The sequence below is a fragment of the Pseudomonas sp. P129 genome (genome assembly GCF_020312195.1).
Lineage (GTDB): Bacteria > Pseudomonadota > Gammaproteobacteria > Pseudomonadales > Pseudomonadaceae > Aquipseudomonas > Aquipseudomonas fragariae.
In genome coordinates this window covers 219,299-231,135 of the sequence record NZ_JAGPYS010000001.1, presented here as the reverse complement: position 1 = coordinate 231,135, position 11,837 = coordinate 219,299, and the positions used below count along the sequence as shown (strand labels likewise).

Here is an 11,837-nt window from a genome sequence, read left to right as displayed (position 1 = left end):
GGCTCAACCCAGCGCATCGATCCGCTCATTGATCCACTCGCGGCTGCGCGCCAGCGCCTTGCGCGCCAACGTGGTCGGGAAGTGGATGAAGCCGTGCGGCGACTCGGGCATGAGGTGCATTTCGACCTCTGCCGAGTTGGCCCAGCGCTCGGCCATTTGCAGTGTGTCATCCAGCAGCGGGTCAATCTCTCCGACGAACATCAGTGTGGGCGGAAGGCCGGTCAAATCGCCATACAGTGGTGACAATGGCGGTTCACGGCGTTTATCGTCGCTTCGGTCGGGGGTGAGCGCGCGCATGGCGCCGACCATGCCCGGACCGTCCAGCACCAGTGTCTCGGGCCCTGCGGTACGCACGCTCATGGTACCCGTCAGGTCGTAGACGCCGTAGTACAGCACCGTACCCACTATCCGCTCGAGCAGATCAGGTCGGTTTTTCAATTTCAGGAGGGTGGCTGCGGCAAGATGCCCGCCAGCGGATTCGCCGACCACGATAACCGGCAGGCCGGCAAACTCTTCGCAGTCTTTGCCCAACAGCCAGCAGGCGGCAGAAAAACAGTCCTCCATCAGGCCCTCGATGGGGGTTGTCACAGCGAGTCGATAATCAACCGAAACAATGGCCACGTCGCAGGCGTTGACCATGGCGACGTTGAGATCATCGTTCATCTGCGCGTTGCCGATCACCCACCCGCCGCCGTGGATGTCGAACACCACGCCCCGGGGTTTGCCTTTGGGGCGGATGATGCGCACGGGCACCGGTACGTTATCCGAGCTGACCGTTCTTTTCTCGATGCGCAGGTCATGCCCTCCCGGTTTCAGGGCGCTGCCGATCTGAGCTGCGCGCAACAGCGCCTGAATCAGCCGGGGCGTGACGCGATTGCGAATCTGGAAACGCGGCATCCGCGAGAGGGTTTTATTGAACCGTCGTACTTCTACCAACTCCTGTTCACTGCAAGGCCAAAGCTGTTTTGTGTCCAATTTCTGCTCTCTTGTCAGGCTGACGTATGCGGGGGCGCGTAATTCGGTTTGCCCCCACCTGTAGCTGAGAGGCTTTTAGTCGTAGAACGGTTCAACGGATGCCCGACCGCCCACGAAAAAACTGTCCGCGACCAGCCGCAACGGTTGCAGGTCCAGGTCACTGGCTTTATCGCCGATCAGCTGTTGGAAGTGTCGATACACCGCTGCGTACTCGCCCTCCTCCGAAACAGCCTGGCGCAGGCCATCGATACTCAACAGCGCACCGCCGTTGTCCAGGCGCAACGTGCCTTCGGCGCAGCAAATCTCGATGCTCCAGAGTTCGTCGTGACCATGATCGAAATCGAACTCGGCGCGAATATCGAGATGGCGCGTGTCGGACATCTTGATGGACGCGGCGATAGGCGACTGGCAATTGCTCGGCACGCGCAGTTCGGCAGACTCGACGAACAATGGCAGTGGCAGCAGGTGGGTCACGATCGACAGGGCATTGATGCCGGGATCGAACACGCCCAGGCCACCGGGCTGCCAGATCCACGCCTGACCGGGGTGCCATTTGCGCACGTCTTCTTTCCAGTCGATCTGCACGCTCTGCAGGGTGCGGCTGGACAACCACTCACGCGCCGCTTCGATACCCTGCGCGTAACGCGAATGCCAGGCGAACAGACCGCTGACGCCCTGCTCTTGCACCTGGGCCACCAACGCCATCGCCTCACCCAGGGTCGCGCACGGCGGCTTCTCGACCAGCACGTGTTTGCCGGCCGCCAACGCCTCTTGCACCAGGGCAAAGCGACCTTGCGGGGGCGTACAGAACGCAATCGCGTCAACCTGCAGCCCGCTCGCAAGCAGTTCGCCCAGGGATTTGAAATTCTCTACCCCGGCGCACGGCTGGCCTTGCGTGGCCACGGCCACCAGCTCAAACGCAGGGTTGGCGTGGATCGCAGGGACGTGTTGATCCTGCGCAATCTTGCCGTAGCCCACCAGACCGAGACGAATCGGTTGCATACATGACTCCTGGGTTTTTGTAATTATCGTGCGACACAGTAAACCAGATGTTAATCGTGGTCGGTAAGAGGCATTGGCGATGGAGCTGTTTTCCTGGCCGGTCTCACATTCGATAATCTTCAACGCCCGCTCAGGGCCCTGCGATTCTGCAGTTCAGAATGCTCCGCATCCCATTGGGTTTAACTTCACGAGCGCAGAACCACGCCATCACTCAATAGTCTTAGCCTTGCAGTCATTGCCTTGTATAGTTGCCGTCTTCATCTCAGGAGCTTTCCATGCGCATTCCTTCTCGCTTGATCGGTGGCGTTCTGGTCGCCACGTTGCTGACTCAGATTTCCGCCTGCGGCAGTATTTTCTATCCTGATCGTCGTGGTCAGATCGATGGCAAGGTTGACCCGGCCATTGCGGCGCTGGATGCTTTTGCGCTGCTGTTCTATATCGTTCCGGGCGTGATTGCGTTTGCGGTGGACTTCGCCACTGGCGCGATCTATTACGGGCCCGGCGAGCACGCGCAGATCGATCCGCAGAAGCTGCAAAAAGCGCTCAAGGCTGACGGCAGCGTCGATAACACCAAGCTGCAAGCCATCATTGAAACCGAGCTGGGCCGTTCCCTGCCGTTGAACGATCCACGCCTGATCCAGCATAAAGGCAGCGTGGAACAACTGGCAGCACTGGGCCTGGTCCCTGCCGCCTGATATCGATCCCGTTCAAGGAAGCGTCATGAGCACCACTGCCGAACATTCCCGACTGCTGCGTCTGGCGACACGGGCCTCGCTGGCGGTTGCCACGACGCTGATCCTGGCCAAGGGCGTTGCCTGGTGGCTGAGCGGCTCGGTGAGCCTGCTGGCCGGTCTCACCGACTCGCTGCTGGATGGCGCAGCCTCGTTCCTCAACCTGCTGGCGGTGCACTATGCACTGAGGCCTGCCGATGACGATCATCGCTATGGTCACGGCAAGGCGGAAGCGCTGTCGGGCATGGCGCAGGCGTTGTTCATCACCGTCAGTGGTGTGCTGATTGCCGTTCAGGCGGTCGAGCGCATTCAGAACCCGGAACCGCTGGGCGCGCCGCTGCTGGGCATGGTCGTGATGGTGATTTCCATCGCGCTGACGATCGCACTGCTCACCCTGCAATACCGGGTGATCAAGGCGACCGGCTCGGCAGCGATCCGCGCTGATTCGCTGCACTACCGTTCAGACCTGCTGCTTAACGCCAGCATCCTGGTGGCGCTGACGCTGGCGTATTTCGGCTGGCAGCAGCTGGACGCGTATTTTGGTCTGGGCATCGCGCTGTATATTTTGTGGAGCGCCTTTCAAATAGCCCGCGAAACCATATCGGTGCTCATGGATGCGGAGTTGCCCGCCGATGTCAGCACTCAAATGCTGGCATTGGCATGCGAAGTGCCGGGCGTGCTCGGTGCGCATGATCTGCGTACACGAATCTCCGGCAATCACTGGTTTGTGCAGTTGCACCTGGAGCTGCCGGGCAGCCTGACGCTGTCGGTCGCCCACGCCATTTGTGATCAGGTGGCTGACGCCATTCACAAGCAATTCCCGAAGGCCGAGGTGCTGGTACACGCCGACCCTCAGGAAGTCGTCAAACAGGCCAGTGCCTGACCGATATCAGTTGACGGTGTAGCCTCGCCCCGCCAGGCACGCGCCCATTGAGCGACGATACAGATCGACCACGTCAGGCGGTGGCTGGCTGGTGACATTGGCCGGGTCGAAACCGCTTTGCTCCGCAGCCCAGCGGTAGCACTGGTATTTATCCAGCTCAACCTGCTGCGGGCTCTGCCCGTTGGCAGGGTAGGCCACCGGATCGTAGCCATTGCCCTGTTGTTCGGCCGGCGGAGCCTGATACACGGCTTCGTTCTGCGGCGGATTGACCACCACGTAGTCCTGGCTGTCCGGCTGGTAGGCGTAATAGGTCCCGGCAGCCAGAAACAGCAGGCTGCTGCCGATCCATACTTCCTGAGAGTAGGACGGTAGTCTGCTGACACGCACGCCGTAGGGCGGTGTCACCACGACATAACGCGGGCCTTGCGGGCGATACCAGTAGCCACCCGAGTAGTAATAGTCCTGACCACGATAGGGAATACGCGAGTAGCCACCCGGTACGCGATCTATCGCATAGCCAGGCCGATATTGCGGACCTGGCCCCCAGCCATTGCCGTGCCCGTCGGGACGCCCTTCCCAACGGTCATTCGGGCGACCGTTGCCGGCCTGCCAGTTGCGGTTGTTGCCGCGTGGAATGTCCTGGTAATAGCCCTGACGCGGCGGCTGGGTTTGCCACGCCTCTTTCGGGCCGCTCTGGATCGGCAGGTTGTCCTGAGCCTGGCGCAACTGCTGACGCTGCTGGTTTTGCTGCTGCTGAATCTGGCGCTGCTGATCGCGCTGTTGCTGCTCGATCTGCTGTTGCTGCTGGCGCTCGATGTTGCGCTGCTGAAGCTGCTGTTGCTGGATCTGCTGCTGTTGCTGACGCTCGACCTGACGCTGCTGATTCTGCTGCTCCTGAATCTGACGTTGCTGATTGGTCTGCTGCTGGTTGATCTGCTGTTGCTGCTGACGCTCGACCTGGCGCAGCTGGTTTTGCTGCTGTTGGATCTGCCGCTGCTGGTTGTTCTGCTCTTGAGCACGCTGCTGTTGCTGCTGACGCTGCTGCGCGTTTTCACCAGGGCTGCCGTAAAGCGGATTGCGCGGTGGTTCATCACGTTCGTCGGCCAGCGCCTGAGCACCGATGCTCAGACACAACAGACTTACACCCGCAAACTGCCAGATGCCAGATTTCATGCTTTCCTCACTAGAGCGCGGGTTGACGTCATTAAGACTGTTTAAGCGTAGCGCCGTTCTGCGCACTTTATCAGCAGACAAAGAAAAGGGGACCAAATGGCCCCCTTGAGATACTTCGTCCTGGCGCAGCGCTTTTGACGCTGGCTCACCTCATGCCGTCTTCTGGACAGTATGTAGCCCGGGGGCCTGACACACCCTGTCGGGTGGGAGGCCGCGACTGGCCTGATTCGGCGGGTCGCGCTGGACGCTGTGTCCGGGCAGTGATTCTGTTTAAAAGAATAGGCCTGAGGCTAAGGCAGAAGATTGCTGATATTGCGGATTAAAACATTACTTGCGCAATTTTTGACTTCAGATGAATAATCCAGCGCAATTGAATTGATAATGGGGTGCATCGTGAGCAAGCTCGACAGATACGACCTGAGCATTTTGGCTGAATTGCAACGGGACGCACGCATATCCAACCAGGAATTGGCCGAACGCATTGGTCTGTCGCCGTCACCCTGCTCGCGCCGGGTCAAGCAACTGGAAGACGACGGTTACATCGTGCGCCAGGTTGCCCTGCTGGATCGCAAGAAACTGGGTCTGAACCTGACCGCCTACGTGCTGATCGGCATGGACCGGCACACGCCCGAGCGCTTCGAGAATTTCGAGCAGCAGATCCGCAACCTGCCTCAGGTTCTGGAATGCAGCCTGGTGACCGGCATGGACGCGGACTATCAACTGAAAGTGGTGGTGCCGGACATGGATCACTATCAGAAACTGCTGTTGGGCCATCTGACCCGCATCGAAGGCGTGACCAGCGTCAAATCGAGCTTTGTTCTCAATCAGGTGCTGGCCAGCACCGAAATGCCGCTGACTCACCTGCGCAACTGAGCCAACACCGGCTTCACAGTTTTGCGGCGACTTCCCTGTACTGGCCCTGATCCAGGCCCTCCAGCGTCCAGTCGCCAATCCTGACCCGCACCAGCCGCAGGGTCGGCAAGCCGACGGCAGCGGTCATGCGCCGCACCTGCCGATTACGCCCTTCCTTGATCACCAGCTCCAGCCAGCTTGTCGGCACGCTCTTGCGAAAGCGCACGGGCGGGTTGCGCGGCCAGAGTTGCGGTTCATCAAGCTGCCGCGCTTCGGCGGGCAAGGTCGGCCCGTCGTTGAGCTGGACACCGTCGCGCAGCTGCTGCAACTGCTCATCGCTCGGCTCGCCTTCGACCTGCACCCAGTAGGTCTTGGCCAGCTTGTGTTTCGGATCGGCAATGCGCGCCTGCAACTGGCCGTCGTTGGTCAGTAACAGCAATCCTTCGCTGTCGCGGTCCAGACGCCCGGCCGGATAGATGCCAGGGATCTTGATGAAGTCCTTGAGCGTCGCCCGCCCTTCCTCATCGCTGAACTGGGTCAGCACGTCGAAAGGCTTGTTGAACAGGATCAGCCTGGGCTCGGCCGGTGGTGCTTTGGCGACACGCCGGGCAGCACCTGCCGGTTTGGAGGCAGGACGGCGGGAAACGGGGCGTTGGGTGCGGGACATGAGAATTCGGCAATCGGCAAACAGAAAGGGCCACTTTAGTGGCCCTTCGTGCAAATACCAATCTATTAACGGCAAGCCATCAACGGAATGGCGGCTCGTCGAAGCTGCGCAATTTGCGTGAGTGCAGCGAGTTCAGCTCGGTGCGCAGCAGGTCCAGCGCAGCGATGCCGATCTTCAAGTGCTGGCTCACCGCACGTTCGTAGAACGCATTCGCCGAACCCGGCAGCTTGATTTCGCTGTGCAACGGCTTGTCGGATACGCACAGCAAGGTGCCGTAAGGCACACGCAGGCGATAACCCTGAGCGGCGATGGTGCCGCTTTCCATGTCGACCGCCACTGCGCGCGACAGGTTGATCAGCGGACGTTCCTGCGCCCAGCGCAGTTCCCAGTTACGGTCGTCATAGGTCAACACCGTGCCGGTGCGCAGGCGCTTCTTGAGCTCTTCGCCGCGTTCGCCGGTAATCTGCGCAGCCGACTCCTGCAGGGCCAGCTGCACTTCGGCCAGGGCCGGAATCGGGATATGCGGCGGCAGCACACGGTCGAGAATCCCGTCACGACGCATGTAGGCGTGGGCCAGCACGTAATCGCCGATGGTCTGCGACTGACGCAGGCCACCGCAGTGACCGATCATCAGCCAGCAATGCGGACGCAGTACAGCGAGGTGATCGGTGATGTTCTTGGCATTGGACGGGCCGACGCCGATGTTGACCAGCGTCACGCCATGACCGTCTTCGGCGATCAGGTGGTAGGCCGGCATCTGATAGCGGTGCCAGACCACGCTGGCGACGATGGCCTGGGCTTCGTCCTGGCCCATGCTCTTGTCGACTACCACGTTACCCGGCAGGACCATGCGCACGAAACGCGGGTCTTCGCGAAGCTTTTCCAGGCCGTGCAGAATGAACTGGTCGACATAGCGGTGATAGTTGGTCAGCAGAATCCACGGCTGTACGTGGCGCCAGTCGCTGCCGGTGTAATGCACCAGACGGCGCAGCGAGAAATCCACCCGCGCAGCGTCGAACAGCGCCAGTGGCAGCGGGTCGACGTTGGCCCAGTCATACAGGCCGTCGGCAATGCCATCGGTGGCGGCCGACAGGTCGGTGCTCGGGAACACCCGTGCCAGCGCCGCAGCGGTGACGCCCGTGCCGGCCAGCTCATCGCCCTGCTCGACCACGTAAGGATAAGGAATGCTCTGCTCGCTCATGCCGACTTCGACCGTCACGGTGAAATCGTTCATCAGCGGAACGAGCTGTTCGAGCAGGTACTTTTTGAAGGCTTTGGGCTGCGTGACGGTAACGCTGTAGGTGCCCGGCAGCTGCACCTTGGCGTAGGCACGGGTGGTCACCGGTACTTCGCCCTGGCATTTGTAGATCAGGCGCAGTTCCGGGTAGCTGAATTGCGCGCGCTCTTCGGCGGTGGGTTCGACGCGGTCTTTCAGGTAGCGCTTGAGCGCCTGACTCAACGCACTGGTAGCGCGTTCATGCAGCTCGGCGAGCCGTTCTACAGCCTGCTCGGCGGTGTCGACAACAACAAAGGCTTGGGTCACGATTCATGTCCTGTCTGATCTTGCAGACGTGCATCGTAACGGGTTCGCGTGCTCATGCCACCTGCGGCGAGGACCTTTGCAGCAATGTTTCTACGTCAACGCCCGTGGGCAATGCGCCATACACCCGCCCGCCGGACGCTATCCGACCGGCAATGAAGCCGTCACTGACCGCCGCGTTACCCGCTTCCAGCAGCAGCTTGCCCTGCAAGGCGATGGCGATGTCTTCGGTCAACTGGCGGGCGCGATACTGAATGTCGCCGGTGTCCTGAAACGCGGCCTTGAGCGTGCCGATGTGCGCCGCCAGATGCCGGTCGCCATGCCCGTCGCCCAGCTCGTCGAACAGCGCATCGAGTGCGCCGGGCTCCTTGGACAGGGTTCGCAGCACGTCCAGGCATTGCACGTTGCCGGAGCCTTCCCATGTCGAGTTGACCGGCGCTTCGCGGTACAAGCGGGGCAGAATGCTGTCCTCGACATAACCGGCGCCGCCCAGGCACTCGGCGGCTTCGTTGATCATGGCCGGGGCGCGCTTGCAGATCCAGTATTTGCCCACTGCGGTGACCAGGCGCACAAAACGCTTTTCGTGATCATCATCCAGGTGGTCAAGCGCGCGCCCCATCCGCAGGGTCAGGGCCAGCGCGGCCTCGCTTTCCAGTGCCAGGTCAGCCAGCACGTTCTGCATCAACGGCTGCTCGGCGAGCAACCGGCCACTGACCGCACGGTGCGCGCAATGATGAGTCGCCTGAGTCAGCGCCTGACGCATCAGGGCACTGGAGCCGATCATGCAGTCGAAACGGGTCATGGCGACCATTTCGATGATGGTCGGCACGCCGCGCCCTTCTTCGCCGATCATCCACGCCAGCGCGCCGCGAAACTCAACCTCGCTGGAGGCGTTGGACCAGTTGCCGAGCTTGTTTTTCAGGCGCTGAATGTAGAACTCGTTACGCGTGTCGTCCGGCCGGTGGCGTGGCAGCAGAAAACAGCTGAGACCCTTGTCGGTCTGCGCCAGGGTCAGGAAGGCATCGCACATGGGTGCCGAGCAAAACCATTTATGCCCGACCAGTTCGTAGGCCTGGCCGGGGCCGCCGGCCCCCACCGAAAACGCACGCGTGGTATTGGCCCGCACGTCGGTGCCGCCCTGCTTCTCGGTCATGGCCATGCCGATGGTCGCGCCGTTCTTGTGCGCAATGCCCACGTTGCGCGGATCGTACTCAGTCGACAGCACCTTGGGCAGCCAGATTTCAGCCAGATCCGGCTGCAGCCTGAGCGCAGGCACGCTGGCAAAGGTCATGGTCAGCGGGCAGCCGCTGCCGGGCTCAGCCTGGGTGTGCAGATAGCTCATGGCCGCACGCGCCACGTGAGCACCGGGCTGCGGCTCGGTCCACGGCAACGACGGGATGCCATGCGCGATGGCCGTGCTCATCAACTGGTGATACGCCGGGTGGAATTCGACCAGGTCGATGCGGTGCCCGTAGCGGTCATGGCTGGCAAACTCGGGCCTGTGCTGGTTGGCCAGGAAGCCCGCCGCCATCAGCGGACCTCCTGCCAGCGCACCATAGGCGTCGATACGCGGCTGCGCCCAGCCTGCACCGAATCTGCTGCTCCACTCCTGAAGCGGCACGTCGATACGGTAAAGGTTTGCCCCGTCCAGCGGCGGCGGTTGATTGGTGACTTCGTGGGTTTCGGCGAATTGATTCAGGTTCATGAGTCATCTCCTGCCTGCATACACACGCAATATGCACACAGTGAATCACGCACCCGGCCCTCGCAAAAGTACCGCAGCCGCCTAACGGTCGGCGCTTTAAGCTGATGGCGCTATAAGGCCGCTTATATGCCCCATTGAGCCTTGAGTTCAGGCGCCCTGCGCACTGCACCCGGTACGACCATCAGCATCGGGACACTCAGCGTAAAACAGCTGCCTTTGCCGGGTTCGGAACGATGACTCAGCTCGCCGCCCTGCAACTCGATCAGTTTCCGGCAGATCGCCAGACCGATGCCCAGCCCACCGTACTCACGGGTCATGGAGCCGTCGACCTGAAAGAAATGCTGATACAGCCCGGCTTCGTCAAGGCAGCTCAAACCGATACCGCTGTCCATCACTTCGACCCGCAGGTACAGGCGCTCCAGGTCTTGCGGATGACCACTGAAACGCACCTGCACTGCGCCTTTTCGGGTGAATTTGATCGCGTTGTCCACCAGGCACTCGATGCACTGGTAGAGCTTGCCCGCGTCGCCACGAAGGCTCGGCGGCAGTTTATCGTCCAGATCAAGTGTCAATATCAGGCCCTTGGACTGAGCCGCACCGCTGAAGCGTTCACGCAGCCTGTCGGCCAGATCCTTGGGCGAAAACGCCTCGCAGTCGGCATACAGCACCCCGGCCTGCAACTCGGTGAGGGTCAGGATGCCGTTGATCATGCTCATCATGTCGCGTGCCGAACTGGCGGCGGTTTGCTGATACATCTCGACTTCGTCGTCCATGTCGAGCGTCTGCATGACTTCCAGCGACCCGATCACGCCGTTCATCGGCGTGCGCAGCTCATGGGTGAGCGTGGCCAGGAACTCATCCTTCAGCCGGTTGCTGTTGGCCAGTTGCTGGTTGAGACGCTCCAGATCCTGACCGGCAGCCAGCAAGGTTTGCGCCTGCTGCCTGCGGGCGTGGTTGATACGGTCGGCCAGCGCCATCGACAGGAACGCCATTTCCAGCACCGTGCCGATGTGCGAGGCGTACATGGTCAGGAAGGTATTGGGCAGATAGCCAAGCAGCATCAAGCCGAAGATCAGTCCGCTGACCATGAACACCGACCAGGCGAGCACAAAATAGCGCCCGACCCGCTCGCCTTTTATGACCGCAATGATACCCGCCAGGTAGATCGTCAGGGCGCCTGCCATGACCAGTTGAGCGGCGCCGCGCAAGGCTGGCCCGTAGCTGAGGAACAAGGCCATACCCATGACCAGAACGGCAGCGCCGATGACCGCCAGCAACAGCCGGTCCAGCCAGCGGCTCAGTTGTGCCGTGCCCAGGAAGCTGCGCGAAAACTGGCACGCAAATAACGTCGCCAGCGATATCAGGAAAGGGGTCGACGCATTCGCCCACCACGGGCTGTCAGGCCACAGGTATTCGATCGCAACGCCGTTGATCGACATCTGGTAAAGCCCGAACGAGGCGACGTACAGCAGGTAATACAGGTAATCCACCTCACGAACGCTGAGGTAGATGAACAGGTTGTAGACCAGCATGCCCAGCAGCACGCCGTAGATCAGACCGAAGACGTAAATCTTGGTGGGCTGCGCATCCATATAGGCGTGGGTGGACCAGAGGTAGAGCGGTGCCTGAACAGCGCCTTCGCTGCGAATACGCATGTACAGGGTTCGCGTCTGGCCAGACGGCAGGTCCAGCTGGAAGAGGTAGTTGTTCTGGGCGAACTGACGGCTGGAGAACGGCAGCATATCGCCGGTATGCCAGGCGCGAGTGGGCTGCCCGTCGGCATCCGGGCCGTAGAAGTCAATGTGGTCCATTGGCGGATAGGCCAGTTCCAGCAGCCAGTCGTTATGGATGCTGGCATCTGTGGGGCGATAGGTCAGCTCGACCTTCAGCCAGAAGGCAGAACGCGAATAGCCGGCGTTGAAGGTTCCGGGAGGCACGGGCTTAAAGGCACTGGCATGAGCGGCAGCGCTGACGCTTTCGATGGTCGCCTCGCCGGTGGGGTCCTCGAATACCTGAATGGCACGGCCCAGCGGCAGAAAACGAGTGTTTTCATCAAACTCGACTGCATGACTCTGCAACGGCAGCCAAAGAGCCAGAATGATCAACAGATAGCGCATTGAAGCCCCAAGGTAGGTCGTCGCGTTCAATCCATCCATTGATTACGACGTCCCGCAAATTTCTATCCTTGAAACAGGCTAATGATTCAAACACACCATTGAACGTGCACATGTACCGGCAGACATCAGTAAAAGCCCGAGCCGTCACTCGTCAGCCTTGCCACTCAAGCATAGCCGCTAATAGCTGAAAGA

The 11,837-nt window shown here is 60.9% G+C and carries 11 protein-coding genes; 4 read left to right on the top strand and 7 right to left on the bottom strand.

Annotation, left to right across the window (positions count from 1 at the left end):
- Window positions 1–3: 3 nt before the first annotated feature.
- Together KBY02_RS01155 and KBY02_RS01150 are read right to left on the bottom strand one after the other, a co-directional pair.
- Complete coding sequence (locus KBY02_RS01155) at window positions 4–975, bottom strand: alpha/beta hydrolase (RefSeq protein WP_024659410.1); 972 nt, start codon at window positions 973–975, stop codon at window positions 4–6.
- A gap of 75 nt (window positions 976–1,050) precedes the next feature.
- Window positions 1,051–1,977 carry a Gfo/Idh/MocA family protein gene (locus tag KBY02_RS01150; RefSeq protein WP_116893459.1) on the bottom strand — a complete coding sequence of 309 codons (927 nt, stop codon included), beginning with the start codon at window positions 1,975–1,977 and terminating at the stop codon, window positions 1,051–1,053.
- 275 nt (window positions 1,978–2,252) lie between these two features.
- Here KBY02_RS01150 and KBY02_RS01145 point away from each other — a divergent pair, with 275 nt between their 5' ends.
- Window positions 2,253–2,672 carry a hypothetical protein gene (locus KBY02_RS01145; protein WP_003340868.1) on the top strand — a complete coding sequence of 140 codons (420 nt, stop codon included), beginning with the start codon at window positions 2,253–2,255 and terminating at the stop codon, window positions 2,670–2,672.
- A gap of 25 nt (window positions 2,673–2,697) precedes the next feature.
- The gene (locus KBY02_RS01140; protein WP_003399832.1) at window positions 2,698–3,591 is read left to right on the top strand and encodes a cation diffusion facilitator family transporter; all 894 of its coding nucleotides are present in this window, start codon (window positions 2,698–2,700) and stop codon (window positions 3,589–3,591) included.
- A gap of 6 nt (window positions 3,592–3,597) precedes the next feature.
- On the opposite strand, the gene KBY02_RS01135 is transcribed toward KBY02_RS01140, so the two are convergent.
- Complete coding sequence (locus KBY02_RS01135) at window positions 3,598–4,317, bottom strand: DUF6515 family protein (protein ID WP_003399830.1); 720 nt, start codon at window positions 4,315–4,317, stop codon at window positions 3,598–3,600.
- On the opposite strand from KBY02_RS01135, the gene KBY02_RS01130 reads away from it, so the two are divergent.
- Entirely contained in the window at window positions 4,309–4,809 is a 501-nt protein-coding gene (locus tag KBY02_RS01130) for a hypothetical protein (RefSeq protein WP_404944241.1), read from the top strand. The two genes, KBY02_RS01135 and KBY02_RS01130, sit on opposite strands and share 9 nt — an antisense overlap.
- A 336-nt stretch (window positions 4,810–5,145) precedes the next feature.
- Window positions 5,146–5,637, top strand: a complete 492-nt coding sequence (locus KBY02_RS01125) for an Lrp/AsnC family transcriptional regulator (protein ID WP_003419292.1) — start codon at window positions 5,146–5,148, stop codon at window positions 5,635–5,637.
- A 13-nt stretch (window positions 5,638–5,650) separates the two neighbouring features.
- Here KBY02_RS01125 and KBY02_RS01120 read toward each other — a convergent pair whose 3' ends face one another.
- The 4 genes from KBY02_RS01120 to KBY02_RS01105 form a co-directional block, all read right to left on the bottom strand.
- Entirely contained in the window at window positions 5,651–6,283 is a 633-nt protein-coding gene (locus tag KBY02_RS01120) for a pseudouridine synthase (RefSeq protein ID WP_003399826.1), read from the bottom strand.
- Window positions 6,284–6,362: 79 nt separating this feature from the next.
- On the bottom strand, window positions 6,363–7,826 hold the full coding sequence (gene amn, locus KBY02_RS01115) for an AMP nucleosidase (protein ID WP_003399822.1): 1,464 nt from the start codon (window positions 7,824–7,826) through the stop codon (window positions 6,363–6,365).
- 52 nt (window positions 7,827–7,878) lie between these two features.
- Window positions 7,879–9,528: an acyl-CoA dehydrogenase family protein gene (locus tag KBY02_RS01110; protein WP_032654219.1), complete on the bottom strand. Its 1,650-nt coding sequence runs from the start codon at window positions 9,526–9,528 to the stop codon at window positions 7,879–7,881.
- Between the two features lie 122 nt (window positions 9,529–9,650).
- Window positions 9,651–11,645 (bottom strand): 7TM diverse intracellular signaling domain-containing protein, encoded by a 1,995-nt coding sequence (locus tag KBY02_RS01105; RefSeq protein ID WP_032654222.1) that lies wholly within the window; start codon window positions 11,643–11,645, stop codon window positions 9,651–9,653.
- Window positions 11,646–11,837 lie beyond the last annotated feature (192 nt).